Annotated in this window: 14 protein-coding genes; 10 read left to right on the top strand and 4 right to left on the bottom strand. The window is 62.9% G+C overall.

Annotated elements, in window-relative coordinates:
- Window positions 1-109: 109 nt before the first annotated feature.
- Entirely contained in the window at window positions 110-1036 is a 927-nt protein-coding gene (locus BFQ01_RS24185) for an alpha/beta hydrolase (RefSeq protein ID WP_065927200.1), read from the bottom strand.
- 164 nt (window positions 1037-1200) lie between these two features.
- Between BFQ01_RS24185 and BFQ01_RS24180 the strand changes: the two genes are divergently transcribed.
- From BFQ01_RS24180 to BFQ01_RS24160, 5 genes are all read left to right on the top strand, one after another.
- The gene (locus BFQ01_RS24180) at window positions 1201-1788 is read left to right on the top strand and encodes an NUDIX domain-containing protein (protein WP_065927216.1); all 588 of its coding nucleotides are present in this window, start codon (window positions 1201-1203) and stop codon (window positions 1786-1788) included.
- Window positions 1789-1894: 106 nt separating this feature from the next.
- A complete protein-coding gene (locus tag BFQ01_RS24175; protein ID WP_065927199.1) occupies window positions 1895-2485 on the top strand; it encodes an antibiotic biosynthesis monooxygenase in 591 nt (196 codons plus the stop codon).
- On the top strand, window positions 2482-4320 hold the full coding sequence (locus tag BFQ01_RS24170; protein WP_027607150.1) for an amidohydrolase: 1839 nt from the start codon (window positions 2482-2484) through the stop codon (window positions 4318-4320). The genes BFQ01_RS24175 and BFQ01_RS24170 overlap by 4 nt, the downstream gene beginning before the upstream one ends.
- Before the next feature lie 27 nt (window positions 4321-4347).
- A complete protein-coding gene (gene ycaC, locus BFQ01_RS24165) occupies window positions 4348-4965 on the top strand; it encodes an isochorismate family cysteine hydrolase YcaC (RefSeq protein WP_027607149.1) in 618 nt (205 codons plus the stop codon).
- Between the two features lie 345 nt (window positions 4966-5310).
- A complete protein-coding gene (locus tag BFQ01_RS24160; protein WP_065927198.1) occupies window positions 5311-6192 on the top strand; it encodes a LysR family transcriptional regulator in 882 nt (293 codons plus the stop codon).
- Here BFQ01_RS24160 and BFQ01_RS24155 read toward each other — a convergent pair.
- Complete coding sequence (locus BFQ01_RS24155) at window positions 6179-7216, bottom strand: AraC family transcriptional regulator (protein ID WP_065927197.1); 1038 nt, start codon at window positions 7214-7216, stop codon at window positions 6179-6181. The genes BFQ01_RS24160 and BFQ01_RS24155 overlap by 14 nt on opposite strands.
- A 1-nt stretch (window position 7217) precedes the next feature.
- A complete protein-coding gene (locus BFQ01_RS24150) occupies window positions 7218-8132 on the bottom strand; it encodes a GGDEF domain-containing protein (RefSeq protein ID WP_024074876.1) in 915 nt (304 codons plus the stop codon).
- Window positions 8133-8548: 416 nt separating this feature from the next.
- Between BFQ01_RS24150 and BFQ01_RS24145 the strand changes: the two genes are divergently transcribed.
- From BFQ01_RS24145 to BFQ01_RS24125, 5 genes are all read left to right on the top strand, one after another.
- Window positions 8549-11062 carry a TonB-dependent receptor gene (locus tag BFQ01_RS24145; RefSeq protein ID WP_065927196.1) on the top strand — a complete coding sequence of 838 codons (2514 nt, stop codon included), beginning with the start codon at window positions 8549-8551 and terminating at the stop codon, window positions 11060-11062.
- Window positions 11063-11202: 140 nt separating this feature from the next.
- On the top strand, window positions 11203-13068 hold the full coding sequence (locus tag BFQ01_RS24140) for a phytase (RefSeq protein WP_065927195.1): 1866 nt from the start codon (window positions 11203-11205) through the stop codon (window positions 13066-13068).
- Window positions 13069-13115: 47 nt separating this feature from the next.
- Window positions 13116-13808, top strand: a complete 693-nt coding sequence (tolQ, locus tag BFQ01_RS24135) for a protein TolQ (protein ID WP_065927194.1) — start codon at window positions 13116-13118, stop codon at window positions 13806-13808.
- Window positions 13809-13822: 14 nt separating this feature from the next.
- Window positions 13823-14269, top strand: coding sequence for a protein TolR (gene tolR, locus BFQ01_RS24130; protein ID WP_027607142.1), 447 nt, complete (start codon window positions 13823-13825; stop codon window positions 14267-14269).
- Window positions 14266-15033, top strand: coding sequence for an energy transducer TonB (locus BFQ01_RS24125; RefSeq protein WP_065927193.1), 768 nt, complete (start codon window positions 14266-14268; stop codon window positions 15031-15033). Before tolR ends, BFQ01_RS24125 begins: the two co-directional genes overlap by 4 nt.
- A 5-nt stretch (window positions 15034-15038) precedes the next feature.
- On the opposite strand, the gene BFQ01_RS24120 is transcribed toward BFQ01_RS24125, so the two are convergent.
- Window positions 15039-17159 carry a TonB-dependent receptor gene (locus BFQ01_RS24120; RefSeq protein ID WP_065927192.1) on the bottom strand — a complete coding sequence of 707 codons (2121 nt, stop codon included), beginning with the start codon at window positions 17157-17159 and terminating at the stop codon, window positions 15039-15041.
- Window positions 17160-17587: the final 428 nt, after the last annotated feature.

The raw sequence follows: 17587 nt of genomic DNA, 5'->3' as shown, positions 1-17587 counted from the left end.
GGTTGGCGATTTAACCAAAGGTTAATATTTGATCAACTGCCGGCGAGGGCCAGTATGGGCAGGGTTTGCGCTTGACAGCCAAGCGCGAACCCAGTGCCGAAAAACGGATTTATGACTCGTTGTCACGGCCGGTTGCGTGGGTGACAACCTGGGCGGGCATCTTCGCTTGCATCAGGTTGTCGAGTGCCTGGCGATAGCTGCGACCGGCCAGGCTCATGCTGTTGTTGTGGCTGGCACCCGGCACCAATAAGAGGCGTTTGGGTTGCCGGGCCGCTTCAAATAGTTGCTCGCTGAAGCGGGGCGGCACATAGCGATCATCCAGGCCATGCACCACCAGCAATGGCATATGGATATCGGCGATCTTGTCGATGGAGTCGAACTTCTGCGACAGCAACCAACGCACCGGCAGCGAAGTATTGGCCACCGCCGCGGCTACATCGGCCAGGGAGGTGAAGGTGGATTCGATGACCAGCCCACGTACCGGCAGTGGCGTTTGCTTGCCCAGTTCGGCGGCCAGGTCGATGGCTACCGCGCCGCCGAGTGAGTGCCCGTAGATCAGGCGCTTGCCGGGGTCCGGTTGCAGCACCTGGAAGCGTTCCCAGGCGATGCGCGCGTCTTCGTAGACCGTGGTTTCCGAGGGCAGCTCGCCGTGGCTCTGGCCAAAACCGCGATAGTCGATGGCCAGCACCGAGTAACCCAGGGCGTGCAATTGCTCGATGCGAAACAGCTGCCCGGTGAGGTTCCAGCGCACGCCATGCAGGTAGAGGATCGCCGGCGCGTCCTTGTTGGCTGCCGGGTACCACCAGCCATGAATGTTCTGCCCCGATTTGAAACTGGCGGGCTTGAGCTCGAATTCCTGCACCGCCTTGGGTAAGCCGCTGTACCAACTGGCGGTGCCGGGCTCGATGCGAAACACCAGCTCGCGCTCCTTGTGTTGCAGCACCGCGCAGCCCACGGGCAGGCCGACGATCAACAGTGCCATGCACAGCAGGGGAAACCAGCGCAGGCTCAGGCGCGATAGAAAACGAGAGGGCATGAAGATTCCAGGGCAAAGGTGAAGTGGGGGTTTTACCAGATGGCCTACACAGGCAGGTATAAATTCGACGGCCGCCCACGGCGATTGCTTGCAAAGTGTTACAGCATTTGACGCCATTGATGCCAGCGCGACATGCTCGCGCTCTTTTGAGCAAAGGCCTGACCATGGACAACAGCCCCGTTCGCATCACCGCCGAAGAAACCCTCTCGGACAACTGGTACCTGCTGAAAAAATACAGCTTCGACCTGCGTCGCCGCGACGGCAGTTGGCAAGCCCAGACCCGCGAGGTGTATGACCGCGGCAATGGCGCGACCATCCTGCTGTACAACCGCGAGCAACGCACCGTGTTGCTGATTCGCCAGTTCCGCATGCCCACCTTCGTCAATGACTATCCCGGTTACCTGATTGAAGCGGCGGCGGGGTTGCTGGACAACGCCAGCCCCGAAGAGCGCATTCGCCTGGAGGCGGAGGAGGAAACCGGTTATCGCGTCGGGCATGTGGAGAAGATCTATGCGGCGTTCATGAGCCCCGGGTCGGTCACTGAGCGGATTCACTTTTTTCTCGGCGAGTACCAGCCGGGGGACCGGGTCGGCCATGGCGGCGGCCTGGAAGAGGAGGGCGAGGACATCGAGGTGCTGGAGCTGGGTTTTGAGCGCGCGCTGGCCATGGTGCAGAGCGGCGAGATCGCCGACGGCAAGACCATCATGCTGTTGCAGCACCTGGAGTTGTGCATGCTGAAAGAAGGCTGGTGAGCCCTTTCCAGCCATCCCCCTCAAACAGCACGTACATGCAATTTTCCTGACGCTGTCCTCGGCAAACTCCCCTCATCGCTGAAATTTCAAGGCAGAGGGGCATACCATGGACCCAGCACCACAGACAGGGCCCGACGAAGTCGTCACCCTGGTCGTCAAACACCTGATCAAGGCCGGCCGCGAAGCCGACTACGAAGCCTGGCTACGCCGCACCGTGCGCATCGCCGGCGAGCGTCCCGGCCACCTCGGTGTCGACGTCGTGCGCAGCAAACAGAACGGCCTGGCGCTGTTCACCTGCGTATTGCGCTACCGCTCTACCGATGACCTGGAAACCTGGCTCAATTCCCCTGAGCGCAACACCTTGATCGCCGAAGCCACGCCGATGCTGGCCGACGGCGACAAGACCGAAATCGGTGCACTCAACGAATTCTGGTTCACGCCCCTGGCCGACAGCGCCGCCAAGCCGCCGCGCTGGAAGCAGGCGGTGGTCAGCCTGTTTGTAATTTTGCCGCAGACCTTGCTGTTGCCGTTTATCTGGGGGCCGATCCTGCGTCTGCACCCGTTCCTGTCCAACTACGTGGTCTCCACCTTCCTGGTCACCGTGACCATCGTCCTGCTGGTGGTCTACCTGCTGATGCCGGCGGCTACCCGCCTGTTCGCTCCCTGGCTTGAAGCCTCTGTAAAGGAAACCCTATGAACGCCGATCTGATTCTGTTCAATGGCCAGTTCCACACCGTGGACCGGGAAAACCCGCGGGCAACTGCCGTCGCCATCCGCGAGGGGCGCTTCGTTGCCGTCGGCACCGATGGCGAGGCCATGGCCCTGCGTGGCAGCGGCACCCAGGTCATCGACCTCAAGGGCCGTACCGTGATCCCTGGCCTCAATGACTCGCACCTGCACCTGATCCGTGGCGGGCTGAACTACAACCTCGAGCTGCGCTGGGAAGGCGTGCCGTCCCTGGCCGATGCCCTGCGCATGCTCAAGGAGCAGGCCGACCGAACCCCTACGCCGCAATGGGTGCGGGTGGTCGGTGGCTGGAACGAATTCCAGTTCGCCGAAAAACGCATGCCGACCCTGGAAGAACTCAACCAGGCCGCACCGGATACCCCGGTGTTCGTGCTGCACCTGTATGACCGCGCCTTGCTCAACCGCGCCGCCCTGCGCGTGGCCGGCTACACCAAGGACACGCCGAACCCGCCGGGTGGCGAGATCGTGCGCGACAGCCACGGCAACCCCACCGGCATGCTGGTGGCGCGGCCGAATGCGATGATCCTCTACTCGACCCTGGCCAAAGGCCCGAAACTGCCGCTGGAATACCAGGTCAACTCCACCCGCCAGTTCATGCGTGAGCTCAATCGTCTCGGCCTGACCAGCGCCATCGATGCCGGCGGTGGTTTCCAGAACTACCCCGATGACTACGCGGTGATCGAACAACTGGCCAAGGATGAACAGTTGACGGTGCGCATCGCCTACAACCTGTTCACCCAGAAGCCCAAGGAAGAACTCAGCGACTTCAAGAACTGGACCGGCAGCGTCACCCTGCACCAGGGCGATGACTACCTGCGTCACAACGGCGCCGGCGAGATGCTGGTGTTCTCGGCCGCCGACTTCGAAGACTTCCTCGAACCCCGTCCCGACCTGCCGCTGACCATGGAGCAGGAGCTGGAACCGGTGGTGCGCCATCTGGTGGAGCAGCGCTGGCCGTTCCGCCTGCATGCCACCTATGACGAGTCCATCTCGCGCATGCTTGATGTGTTCGAGAAGGTCAACCGCGACATCCCGTTCAATGGCTTGCCGTGGTTCTTCGACCATGCCGAAACCATCACCCCGAAGAATATCGAGCGGGTCCGCGCCCTCGGTGGTGGTATCGCGATCCAGGACCGCATGGCGTTCCAGGGCGAATATTTTGTCGAGCGCTACGGCGCCAAGGCCGCCGAAGCCACGCCACCGATCAAGCGCATGCTGGCCGAAGGCGTGCCGGTAGGGGCGGGCACCGATGCCACGCGGGTCTCGAGCTACAACCCGTGGACTTCGCTGTACTGGATGGTCAGCGGCCGCACCGTCGGTGGCCTGGAGCTGCACGCCGAAGGCCTGCCGCGCCTGACCGCGCTGGAACTGTTCACCCATGGCAGCGCCTGGTTCTCGTCCGAGCAGGGCAAGAAAGGCCAGATCAAGGTCGGCCAATTGGCGGACGTGGCGGCGCTGTCGGCGGACTTTTTCAGCGTCGATGAAGAAGCCATCAAGTGGATCGAATCGGTGCTCACCGTGGTTGGCGGCAAGGTGGTCTACGGCGCCGGCGACTTCGAAGACTTTGCACCGCCGCGGGTGCCCGTGCTGCCGGACTGGTCGCCGGTGGTCAAGGTGCCGGGGCACTGGCGTCCGAGTTCGCCTGTGCAGGCTCAAGTTCACCAATGCAGCGGCCCGTGCGGCGTGCATTCCCACAGCCACGAAAAGGCGCGCCTTTCCAGCGTGCCGGTCAGCGACTTCCAGGGTTTCTGGGGGGCGTTTGGCTGCTCGTGCTTTGCGTTCTGATACCTAAACCCACAAAGGAGTTAACCCATGACTTACAAGCGCTTGAACAAAGATGACGCCGTGGTGCTGTTGGTGGATCACCAGACCGGCCTGATCTCCCTGGTGCAGGATTTCTCCCCCAACGAATTCAAGAACAACGTATTGGCCCTGGCCGACGTGGCGAAGTTCTTCAACCTGCCGACTATCCTGACCACCAGTTTTGAAGGCGGGCCCAACGGCCCACTGGTGCCGGAACTCAAGGCACTGTTCCCGGACGCGCCGTACATTGCCCGCCCTGGCCAGATCAACGCCTGGGACAACGAGGATTTCGTCAAGGCGGTCAAGGCTACCGGTCGTAAGCAGATCATCATTGCCGGTGTGGTGACGGACGTGTGCGTGGCGTTCCCGACCCTGTGCGCCCTCGACGAAGGCTTCGAGGTGTTCGTGGTCACCGACGCCTCCGGTACCTTCAACGAAACCGTGCAACAAGCCGCCTGGGCGCGTATGACCGCCGCCGGTGCGCAACTGGTGAACTGGTTCGCCGTGGCCTGCGAGCTGCAAGTGGACTGGCGCAACGACATGGAAGGCCTGGCCAACCTGCTGTCGCCGCGCATCCCCAACTACCGCAACCTGATGAACAGCTACTCGGCGTTTACGGCCAAGTAAGTTGTTCTCAGCCTGTAGGTGATCAATGTGGGAGGGGGCTTGACCCCGATTGCGGTGTGTCAGTCTCAGTATTGTTGACTGATGCACCGCTATCGGGGGCAAGCCCTAATGCCTAGTCAGTTAAGCGTACATCGCCTCCTGTAGGAGCGAGCTTGCTCGCGAAAAACGTCAACGATAACGCGTGCTTCCTGAATGAACGCGGCGCCTTTGAGTTTTTCGCGAGCAAGCTCGCTCCTACAAAAAGCCTTAACTGACTGGCATTAGGGCAAGCCCCCTTCCACATTTGATTTGTGGTGTTGCGACCATCCAGTTATAAAACAGCCCATCGTCTACCGAGAAGCGACAATGAACCCCTTCGAAGACATGCGCCTGTTCTGCCAGGTCATGGAATCCGGCAGCTTCACCGCCGCCGCCGAACAATTGGGCCTGTCCAAGCAATTCGTCAGCCGCCGCCTGATCCAGCTGGAAGATCGCCTCGGCGTGCGCCTGCTCAACCGCTCCACGCGCCGCCTGGATGTCACGCCCCTGGGCCAGAGTTACTACGAGTCCGCCTTGCGCCTGCTCGGCGAAGTCGAGCAAGTGGAGCAGGGCATCGCCGGCCAGAACAGTGAACCGCGCGGCACCATTCGCCTGAGTGCGCCGTTGTCGTTCGCCATGGCGCACCTGGGTTGCCTGTTGCCGGTGTTCTTGCAGCGCCATCCCCAGGTCTCGGTGGAAGTTGACCTCAGCGACCGCCCGGTGGACCTCATCGGTGAGGGCTACGACCTGGTGCTGCGCATCGGCACCCTGGAAGATTCCACCCTCATCGCTCGCCGTATCGCCAGCATCGAGCGCGTGTATTGCGCCAGCCCCGAGTACCTGGCACTGCGCGGTACGCCGCTTAAACCCGAAGACCTCGCCGAACACGACTGCCTGCCCTACGGCCATGGCCGCCAGGTGCAATGGCGCTTCAAAGGCAAGCTGCAAGCACTGAATGTCACCGGCCGTATGCGCGTGAATAACGGCGAGTTGCTGCGCGATACCGCCGTCGCCGGCCTGGGCGTCACCTACCTGCCGACCTTCATCGTCGGCGACGCGTTGAAGGACGGGCGCCTGGTCACGCTCCTCGATGATTTTGCCCCCGAAGCCCTGACCCTGTCGGCGGTGTATCCCCAGCATCGGCAAAGCTCACGGCCGGTGCAGGCGCTGGTGGAGTTTCTGCGCGAACGCCTGGCTAGCGGCTGTTGAACAGCTGGCGGATCAGGTTCGGGGTGCTGCCGGTCCAGCGCTTGAATGAGCGCCGGAAATTCGCCGCATCGTTGAAGTTCAGGTACGCCGCCACTTCATCATTGCTGTAGCCCTTGAGCTGGTACAGGTGCAACGCCACCTGCTTGCGCACTCGGTCCACCTGCTGTTGAAAACCGGTGTCGTGCTTGTGCAACTTGCGCTTGAGGGTCGCCGGGCTCATGGCGAAGGCCTGGGCCGCCTGTTCCAGGCTGGGCGGCTGGCGCACCTGGTCGCGCAGGTACTCGTAGAGGCAGTCGAGAAAGCTGCCGGCAAAGCCCAGCTGCTCGATCTGCTCGCGGGCTTGCCGACGTGCAACCTGGCCGGCCGTGGTCGAGGCGCCCGGCCAGGTGCGGGTGAGGTATTCGCGCGGGATCGTCATCATGTCCAGCGGGCGCTCGAAGCGCGTGTCTTCGCCCAGATGCACCCAGTACTGTTCGATGTAGCGCGGTTCGGCATGGCTGAAACTGCACGCCCACGGCAGGCGCTCGCCGCTGAGCCATTGGCTCATGGCAACCAGCGAGGTCATGCTGGCTTCCAGCAGGAAGCGCCAGTGTTCGCCGGCGCCGCAACTGTCCAGCCAGTACAGGTAGGCGTGGTGCTCATCCAGCTCCAGTTGCAGGGTGGCCAACGGGCTGAGCAGCACCTGTTGCTGGATCAGGATCTCCAGGGCCTGGTGCAGGTTCTGCGCATGCCCAAGGGCGTGGCTGGCGGCGCCGTAATAGCCCGGTAGCAGGCGCTGGCCAAACAGGAAGCTGCTGTCGTCGGCGTCCAGTAACTTGCGGCTGTTGCCGATCAAGCCGAAAAACTGCTGCGGGCTCAGGTGCGCGGTGCCGGCCAGGATGTCCTCGTGAAACAGCCCGGTGCCGCGCAGCAGGCGATGGCTGTCGATGTCGCGGGACAAGGCCAGGTCGATCAGCGTGGCGGGTTGGTAATGCCCTGGGATAAAGCGGCTGTCGGCTTCATACCAGCTGGTTTTCACGGCCATCTCAGGCACTTTTCGCAAGGGGTTGCTTGGCCCTGGCCAATGCCAGGTTCAGGCGCTTGAGCAAGTCCTGGGGCGGTTCTTCAAGGGCCATGACCACGGCGGTGGTCGCCGCCAGTTGCAGGCGTTCGCCCTGTTGCCGGGTCTTGTGGGCCAGGCCGCGCACCGCTTGCTGCAACTCCAGCGCCAGCTCCTTGGCCTGGCGCTCGCCGGTATTGGGCAGCAGCACCACAAAACGGTCGCCGGCCAGGCGGCACAGCAGGTCCTGGCGGCGCAGGTTGAGCAGCAGCAAATGGCTGAGGGCCTGCAACACCGCGTCGCCCTCGGCATGCCCGTAGGCCTGGTTGATCGCGGCGAAGTTGTCCAGGTCCAGGGCCAGCAGCGACAGCGGTTGTTGCTGCTCGCGGCTGTCCTGCAGGCTGTCGGCCAACTGGCGCTTGAGGTAGTCGGCGCCGGCCAGCGGTGTGAGTTTGTCGAACAGTCGATGTTCACGGAACAAGCGCTCGCGCTTTTCCATCTGCGCGCTGATCGCCAGTTGTTCGCGGTGCCAGTGGTAGATGCCGATGGTCAGCAGGATCATGCCCACCGGCATCGGCCCGGACTCGAGCCAGTGGTCCCAGGTGATGCTGTCGGGCAGGCGGATAAATTCGTCGAGGCTGTCGATCCACCAGGAGAAAAAGATGCACGACAGGCCCAGCGCCAGGTAATTGGTGACGCGCCCGGCGGGGCGGCTTTTGAGCACCAGGCCCAGCCATACCAGAGCGAGCAGGGCGGAACCGCCTTCGCCGAAGATATCCAGCCACACCCATTCGCTGACGCTTTTCAACTCGCCGCAGGCCAGGTGCAGGATCAGCCCGAGGTTGGCCGCGATCAGCAGCAACGAGAGTTTCCAGCGGTGGGGCTTGAGCACGGAAAACATGGCCGCAGGTCCTTGGGCGAATGAGTGGTGGGCGCCAGCACAGCAGATGGATGTGACCGTTGGATGACGGTGGAGGAGGGTCGAATCAGCTCAGCTCAAACACACGGGCGATCAAAAAATGTGGGAGGAGCTTGCTGTGGTGAGCGGGCTTGCCCCGCGCCGGTCTGCGAAGCAGGCCCCCCGTATCCTCAGTGAACCCGTCGGGGGGATAAGCCTCCTCACCACAGCAAGCCCCCTCCCACAGGGGATCTACACAGGTCATATCAGCTCATTTGCACCTGCAGGACTGCTCTAAACCCCGGTTTACAGGCCTTCGCGCCGACCCCTGTCACAGAACCGTCATCCCCCACCCCTAGCGTGCCCTCCCAGTTGCCGGGCCCCTTGCCTGGCGCCAACGGATTCTTGGGGAGGATTGCATGTACAAGCGCACCGGGCTCGTCAGCTTTACGCTTACCGCCTTGGCCCTGGCGATGGCCAGTGAACGGTTGAGCGCCGCCGAAGCGAGCGCCACCGAGCACGTCGAGGTGGTCGGCCAGGCTGCCGCCATCGACCAGGCGCTCAAGGAGCAACGCAGCGCCGACAGCATCAAGAGCGTGGTGCATGCCGACGGCGTGGCCCAGTTGCCGGATCAGAACGTCGCCGAAGCGGCGCAGCGCCTGCCGGGCATCAGTGTGGAGCGCGACCAGGGCGAAGGGCGCTTTGTCAGCGTGCGCGGCCTGGGCCCGGACCTCAACAGCGTCACCATCAACGGCACCCTGGTGCCCGCCCCGGAAAGCGCGCGCCGCGCCGTGGCCCTCGATGTACTGCCTTCGGAACTGGTGCAATCGCTGTCGGTGATCAAGACCCTCACCCCGGACATGGACGCCAATTCACTCGGCGGCACCGTCGATGTGCAAAGCCTCTCGGCCTTCGACCATAAAGGTTTGTTCTACACCGGCAGCAGCGAAGCCAGCTACGACAAGAACACCCACCAGACCAGCCCGAAATTCTCCGGCGCCGCCAGTAACCGTTTCAGCTTCGGCGACGGCATTGACAACTTCGGCGTCGCCGCAGCGCTGAGTTGGCAGAAACGCGACTTCGGTTCGGACAACGTCGAAACCGGCGGCGCCTGGGACTTCACCGACGGCGCCCGGCTCAACGAGTTCGAACAGCGCGACTACGACATCAGCCGCGAGCGTGCCGGCGGTGGCCTGAACTTCGACTACAAGCCCGACGACCTCAGCAGCTACTACCTGCGCACCCTCTACAGCCGCTACACCGACACCGAAACCCGCAACTCCACCAGCATCGAGTTTGCCGACCCCCAGGCCCCGGGCCAACTGGGTGATGCCGAGGGCAAGCGCAAGCTGAAAAACCGTGAGGAAACCCAGGAAATCCAATCCTATGTATTCGGCGGCGAACGCATGCTCGGCCTGTGGACCTTAAGCGGCCAGGCCGGCTACAGCCAGTCCAGCGAAGACAGCCCGGCGCATATCGCCGGCGCCACCTTCGACGGCGGCGACTTTGCAGGCAGCGGTTTCTACGACAAGGACAAACCCCGCCCGATCATCGGCAGCGGCTTCTACGACGCCAGCAACTTCAGCCTCGACAAGGTCGACTGGGAAAAACAGAACACCACGGACACCGAGAAAAACCTGCGCCTGGACCTGGCTCGCGACTATGACCTGAGCGGCTATGCGTCCCAGGTCAAGTTCGGCGGCAAGGTCAGCCGCCGCAACAAGGACAACGACCTGGAGGCCTGGGTCTACGAAGACTTCGACACCCTCGGCTTCAGTGCCGACCAACTCAACCTCAGCCGCTTCCAGAAGGGCAGCGTCGACTATCGCCTGGGCAACTACGGCCCCGGCATCAGCCCCGGTGCCATCAAGCAGCTGATTGGCAGCCTCAACCCGGCGGACTTCTATGACGAGACCGAATCGCGGGTCAACGACTTCACCATCCGCGAGGACATCAACGCCGGCTACCTGATGAACACCCTCGACGTTGACGACTGGCGCTTTATCGCCGGGCTGCGCTACGAAGGCACCGAGTTCGAAGCCAAGGGCACCGGTGCCACCGATGGCGTGTTCACGCCCACCGAGACCAAGCGCCGCTATCACCATTGGCTGCCGGGCCTGCATGCGCGCTACCAGATCGACAAGAACACCCAGGTGCGCGCGGCCTGGACCAAGTCGGTGGTGCGCCCGACGTTCGGCCAGCTGGCGCCGGGTTTTGTGATCGACGATGACGAAGCCACCTTCGGCAACCCGGACCTCAAGCCCCTGGAATCGAGCAACCTTGACCTGGGTATCGAGCACTTCATGGGCCGTGCCGGCACCGTGTCGGCGTTCGTGTTCTACAAGGACATCAAGAACTTCGTCTACAACACCGACCTCGCCGGCACCGGCGCCTGGACCAACTTCGCCGAGGCCCACACCTACGCCAACGGCGACAGCGCCAAGCTCTACGGCCTGGAACTGGCCTACTCACAGAAGTTCGACTGGCTGCCCGCACCGTGGAACGGTTTGCTGATCGGCGCCAACAGCACCTTCAGCCGCTCCAGCGCCGATATCGAAGGCTTCGACGCCGCCAGCGGCACGAATCGCAAGCGCAACATCAGCCTGCCCAACCAGTCGGACACCGTCGGCAACCTGATGCTCGGCTGGGAGGACGACAAGCTCAGCCTGCGCCTGTCGGCCAACTACAAGTCGGCCTACCTGTATGAACTGGCCTCGATCAACGACAAGACCCACGACCTGCACGTCGACGCCCAGACCTTCGTCGACTTCAGCGCGCGCTACTCGCTGACCAAGAACCTGCAAGTCAGCTTCGAAGCCCAGAACCTCACCGATGAGTCGTACTTCGTCTACACCGGCCACCGCAGCTACAACGGCCAATACGAAGAGTACGGCCCGACCTACAAGGTGGGACTGGCCTTCACTCATTTCTAACTCACACCTCGATTCCAATGTGGGAGGGGGCTTGCTCCCGATGAGGGGGCCAGTTGTGCATCCTTCACTGATTGACCGCTATCGGGAGCAAGCCCCCTCCCACATTGGAACTCCATTGTTTTCGAAGGATTTGTTTGTACATGAGAATTTCCAAGCTGTACTTGCTGATATCGGTGTTGACCTGCACTCATGCACTGGCTGCCGATCTGACCCTGACGCCTTGGGCGCCATCCTTGAAGGCCGAAGCCGTGGCCTTCCTGCCCAACACCACCGAGCGCCTGGCCACCAGCACCCGCGACGGCCTGCAACTGCTCGACAGCCAGGGCGCCGAGCTGGCGCGTTTCAACGGTAACTTCAGCAGCCTCGACATCCGCGCCGCAGGTACCCAGGTGCTGGTCGCCAGCCTCGACAACGAGCGCCAACAGGCGTTGCTGATCAGCCTGGACAGCGCCAGCAAAAGCTGGGGCAAACCGCTGTACCTGCCGACCCGCGACTACCCGGTAAATGGCTTGTGCCTGTACCGCGACGCCGCGGCCAATCTGTTTGTGTTCCTGGTGGGCGAAGAGGGCAAGGGCGAGCAATGGCTGGTGGGCAACGGCGCGACGCTGCTCACCGACCCCCAGCGTGTACGGGGTCTGCCGCTGCCGCCGTCGGCGCAGTTCTGCCAGGTGGACGATGCCACCCAGCAGTTGCTGGTGAATGAAGAGAATGTCGGCTGGTGGGCCTACCCGGCGCACCCGGAAGCCGAGGTGAAACGCACGCCGGTGGCGCTGTTCGACACTCCCAAACGCGAAGCCGGGGCCATGGCGCTGGTACCCGGTGGTGTGGTTGCCCTGGACCCGAAGACCGCCCGGTTACACCTGTTCCAGCACACCGGCGAGCGCTGGGTGGAGCAACCGAGCCTGGGCCTGCCGGGCCTGAAAGAGCCGGAGCAATTGGCGCTCAATGGCCGCCAGCTGCTGGTGCGCGATGATGACAGCGGCACGCTCTACCAGGCCAGGCTCGACTGGCAGGCCACGCCCGTCGCGGCGGCTGCGGTGCTGCCGGAAGTCGCGGCCTTGCGCCAGAGCGACCCGGTCGGCCGCCAGGGCGATGCGGCGGATGACCCGGCGATCTGGATTCACCCGCAAACCCCGGCCAACAGCCGTGTGCTCGGCACCAACAAGAAACAGGGCCTGCTCGCCTACGACCTCGACGGCAAGCTGTTGCAGGAACTGGCGGTGGGCCGCCTGAATAACGTCGACGTACGCCCCAACTTCAAGCTTGGCGCGCAAACGGTGGACCTGGCGGTGGCGAGCAATCGCGATCACAACAGCCTGAGCCTGTTCAGCATCGACCGCCAGAGCGGCGAGCTGCGAGAGGCCGGTGAAGTGCCCACGCCGCTCAAGGAAATCTATGGCATTTGCCTGTTCCAGCCCGCCAGCGGCGAGATCTACGCGATTGCCAACGGCAAGGACGGCACCTTCCTGCAATACCGCCTCAGTGCGCCGGACGGCCGTGTGCATGGCGAGCTGGTGCGTCAGTTCAAGGTCGACAGCCAACCCGAAGGCTGTGTGGCCGACGACCAGCGCCAGCGCCTGTTTATCGGTGAGGAAGACGTCGGCGTGTGGGCGGTGGATGCGCGCGCCGATCAACCGGCGACGTTGACCAGCGTGATCAAGGTCGGCCCGCAATTGCATGCGGATGTCGAGGGCCTGGCGCTGTACCAAAGCGATAAACATGACTACCTGGTGATCTCCAGCCAAGGCAATGACAGCTACCTGGTGGTGGATGCCGAACCGCCGTTTGCCGTGCACGGCGGCTTTCGCGTCGGCTTGAACGCCGCCGCCGGTATCGACGGTGCGTCGGAAACCGATGGCCTGGAAGTCACCGCCATCAACCTCGGCGGGCCATGGAGCCAAGGCATGCTGGTGGTGCAGGACGGGCGCAAGCGCATGCCCGAGCAAACCCAGAACTTCAAGTTCGTACCCTGGGCCGAGGTCACCCGCGCATTGAAATTGCCGTGAACCGTCATCAACCGGTCATCACTTTTTAATCGAATGGGAGATTCACTATGCACGCGACGATGGAACATATGACGATCTGGGGTTTGATCAGCGACGCCAGCCTGTTGGTCAAGGCTGTTATGGTCACCTTGCTGTTGGCGTCCTTGCTCAGCTGGTACCTGATTATCCAGCGCGGCAGTGTGCTGCGCCGCTTGGAGCGTCAGCTGAACGGTTTTGTGCAGCGCTTTCGCGCCGCGCCGGATTTGCAGGCGCTGTCCCGTGAGATCCAACAGGCGGGCGAGGGCGGCATTGCGCCGATCTTTATCGCCGGGGTCCAGGAATACCAGCACTTGCACAGCCATGACCCGGCGGTGCTCGAAGGCGTGGAGCGGGCCTTGCAGGTGGCGATCACCGAGCAGGAAATCGAGCTGGAAAAGGGCCTGCAATTTCTGGCGACCGTGGGTTCGGTCAGCCCGTACATCGGCCTGTTCGGCACGGTGTGGGGCATCATGAATTCCTTTATCGGCTTGTCCCAGGTGCAACAGGCGACGTTGTCCACCGTAGCGCCGGGCATCGCCGAAGCCTTGATCGCCACGGCCATTGGCCTGTTTGCAGCCATCCCGGCGGTGATCGCCTATAACCGCTTCGCGGCGCGCGGCCAGACCCTGCTCACCCGTTACTACGCGTTTGGCAATGAGCTGCAAGTGCGCCTGCACCGCACCCTGCGCGGTACGTCGATCAACCTGGCCGTGGCCGCCTGAAAGGAGCAACTCCCATGTTAGTCAGGCCGCAACGCAAGCACGGGCCCAAGGCCGAGATGAACGTGGTGCCGTATATCGACGTGATGCTGGTGCTGCTGGTGATCTTCATGGTCACCGCGCCGATGCTGACCCAGGGCGTGAAGATCGACCTGCCCAAGGTCGCCGCCGAGGCGTTGGCCACCGACACCCGCCAGCAGATCCTCACGCTGTCGGTAAAGGCCGACGGTGGCTACTACTGGAACCTCGGCGGCGAACTCGATACCCAGCACCAGACCGACAGCGCCGTGAGCCTGGATGAAATGGGCGCCAAGGTCATGCAGGTGGTGGCGGCGCGCAGCGACACTCAGGTCTATATCCGTGCCGACGACAACGCCGGTTACGGCCGTGTGGTCGCGGCCATGGCGGTGTTGCAGAAGGGTGGTGTCAGCAACCTGGGGCTGGTGACCGAGGCCCCGCAATGACGGCGATGATCATGCACAGTCCCACCCTGACGATGGCGCCCCGGGATGCTTCGGGGTTTTGGAGAAACAGCCTCGCCGCCAGCCTGGCGGTGGCGCTGCACGTCGGCGTGCTGGCCGCGTTGATGCTGGGCTGGTCGACGCAAAAGCCCGTGGTGGATGCCCCTCGGGTGATGCACACGCAGTTGGTCATGCTGCCACCGGCGCCAGCGCCCGAGCCTGAACCGGTGGTGGCTGCCCCCGCACCGCCGGAACCGGTGGTGATACCGGTGCCGGTAAAGCCCGTGGTCGATCCACAGGTCCAGGCGCAAAAACTCGAGAAAGCCGCCTTGGCGCGCAAACGCGTCGAAGACAAGAAGATCGAGCAGCAGCAGGAACGCCTGGCCACCGAACAACGCAACCGCGAGCTGGAACAACAACGCCTCGATCAGCAACGCCTGGCCGCTGAAAAAGCCCGGGCAGCCACCCCCGCGCCAGCCCCTGCACCGGCCTTCGACAGCCGCCAATACCAACCCCTGAGCAAGGAGGCACCGGACTATCCCGAGCGCGCCCTGGACAAGAACATCGAGGGCGACTGCACCTTGGAGTACAGCGTCAACACCCAAGGCCGCGTGGAAAATCCCAAGGTGCTGGACGGCTGCCACCCGTTGTTTATCCGGCCTTCACTGGCGGCGGCGAACACTTTCCGCTACCAGCCGAGGATCGTTGATGGCAAGGCCGTGGCCGTACCGGCGGTGCGCAATACCTTCCATTACCGCATCAAGTAACGCACTCAGAGGTCATAGCGCACCGACAGCAACAGCGTGCGCGGATCGTTGACCGAGTAATAACGGGCGCCGCTGGACGGCACATAGCCCACCGATTGCGGGTAAGCGCGGTCCAGCAGGTTTTTCACCGCCAGGGTGGTGGTCCAGTGGCCGTCGCCGCTGATGTAGCGAGTGTTGGCGTTCCAGAAGGTTTGCTGCGGCACTTCCTGGATGTCGTCGTTCAGCGCGTTGGCGTAGGACTTGGTCTGGAACTGCGCATCCGTGCCCGCCAGCCAGGTGCCCGGCAGGCCTGCGGGAATGGTGTAGTTCAGGCCGACACTGGCGTTCCAGCGCGGCGAGAACACCAGTTGTTTGCCATTGGCATCGACCCCGGCACCGCTGGCGTTCTGGAAGTCGTCGTACTGGCTCTCCAGGTAGCCGAGGTTGGCGCTCAGTTGCAGGTCGCGGCTCAGGGCGGTGAGGGTTTCCAGCTCGACGCCGTAGGTGTGGGCCTGGCCGACGTTGGTGCGCAGGCTCACCCCCAGCGCCGGGTCGTAGGCGTTGGTCTGCAGGTCTTTGTAGTCGTTGTAGAACAGCGCGACGTTGGCCCGCAGGCGCTGGTCGAAGAAGTCGCCCTTGAAGCCGGTTTCCCAGGTGGTCACGTCTTCCGGCGAAAACGCCTGCTCGGCGGCGGCGCGGGTCGGCGCACGGTTGTCGTATCCGCCGGCCTTGAAGCCCTTGGCGACGTAGGCGTACTGGTTGAGGTGCGGCGTCCAGGCATATTCGAAGCCGATTTTCGGGCTGGTGGACTGCCAGGATTTGCTCGACTCGGCCGCGAAGTTGGTGCCGGTAATCTGCCTGTCGGTATTGATCGCGTAATTGGTGAACTCGAAGTTCTTGTGTTCGCGGGTAAAGCGCAGGCCGGCGATCAGCGACAGCTGCGGGGTGATCTTGTAGGTGCCCTGGCCATACAGCGCGTAGCTTTCGGTGTTGGTGGTGCTGTACTGGCCCTGGCCGATCACCCGGTTGCGTGCGATGGAGTAGGTGAGGTTGTCGCGGTCGGCATCGAAGCGTTCGCGGTACAGGTACAGGCCGGTGCTGAAGCTGAAGTAGTCATAGTCGCCGTTGAGCTGGAATTCCTGGGTGGCGTAGTTTTGCTTGTAGAGGATCAGGTTGTTCTGGATCAGCGCGGCCTGGCCAGAGTTGTCGTAGTCCACCGGCTGGTTGAAGGACGACCAGGCAGTGACCGATTTGACATTCAAGTGATCGTTGATCGCATAGATCGCGCGCAACACCGAACTGCCCTGGTCAAGGCGGTTTTTCGGGTCGAGGCTGCTGTAGCTCTTGAACTTGTCGAAACGGCCATTGGCGTCGAACGGCGAGTAGCTGGTGGTGTCGCCACGGTCAAAAGTGCCGGCCAGGGTCAACTGCACATCCCAGGGTGAATCCTCCGGCTTGTAGCGCAGCTTGCCGCGATACGACTGGATATCGACGTTGTTGACATCCTTGCCCCGGGTCGGGTTGGACACCGTGCCGTCGCGGCTCAGGCGGAGCGCCGAAAAGCTGCCGAACAACGCGTTGTCCACCAGCGGGCCGCTGATCAGGAAACGGCCGTTCTGCGCATTGTAATTACCCGCACCGAGCTCGACGAAACCACGGGTTTCCTGGTTGGGGTCGCGGGTGATCACACGGATCGCCCCCGCGCTGCTGTTGCGCCCGTACAGGGTGCCCTGGGGGCCGCGCAGCACTTCGACGCGCTCGACGTCATTGAAGTCGAGCATCGAGGAAATCGCCCGTGGGATGTACAAGTCGTCGGCGTACACCGCCACGGCGGCTTCCTGGATCGGGTCGGTTTCACCGATGCCGCGGATGCCATAGGTCTGGGCGCTGTAGGAGATCGACTGGCGGCTGAGTGTCAGGTTCGGCACCTGGCCCGACAGATCGCGCACGCTGCGGATCTGCTTGTCGTCGAGGCTCTTCTCGTCGAAGGCGGAAATCGCCAGCGGGGTTTTCTGCAAGTCTTCACTGCGGTGCTCGGCCGTGACATTGACCACCGGCAGCGCGGCGTCATCGGCGTGGGCGTACGCGCCGAACAGGGCGAGGGAGACAGCAAGGGTGAGGGGATTGGGCGCGGCGATGTGGCTCATGGTAGGACCCTGAGAAAGTGGTGGTTCAGGCAAGGCCTCCACCTGGTCAGGGGTCGGTGCTGGACATAACAATATGGATAGGAAAGGCGTTCGTAAAAGTCTGTTTTGTTATATGCTCATTATTAAATATATGCAGTTAATTTTTATTTATGATGCGTATATCTGATGATATTTCTCGCCTGGCCGCATAACCAGATGTGGGGCTTGCCCCCGTGGCGGCCTTCGGGCCGACCATGTCGTTGGCTTTGACCGAGTACATATCCGTTGCTGCGGTAACGGCTGCCTATGGTTCCGCTCTTACAGCGGCTCACTTTTGGAGGGACCCAACAGTAAGCAAAAGGTCCTCGCCCCAACACTCGGCACCTCGCCTAGGCTCGGTGTGCCCTCACTCCGGCTTTGGAGCGTGGGCCGCCGCAATGGGCCATCCA

The sequence above is a fragment of the Pseudomonas sp. 8 R 14 genome (genome assembly GCF_900005955.1).
GTDB classification, from domain to species: Bacteria; Pseudomonadota; Gammaproteobacteria; order Pseudomonadales; family Pseudomonadaceae; genus Aquipseudomonas; species Aquipseudomonas marginalis.
The sequence above is the reverse complement of the archived record's forward strand: the minus strand, read 5'-3'. Positions and strand labels throughout refer to the sequence as shown.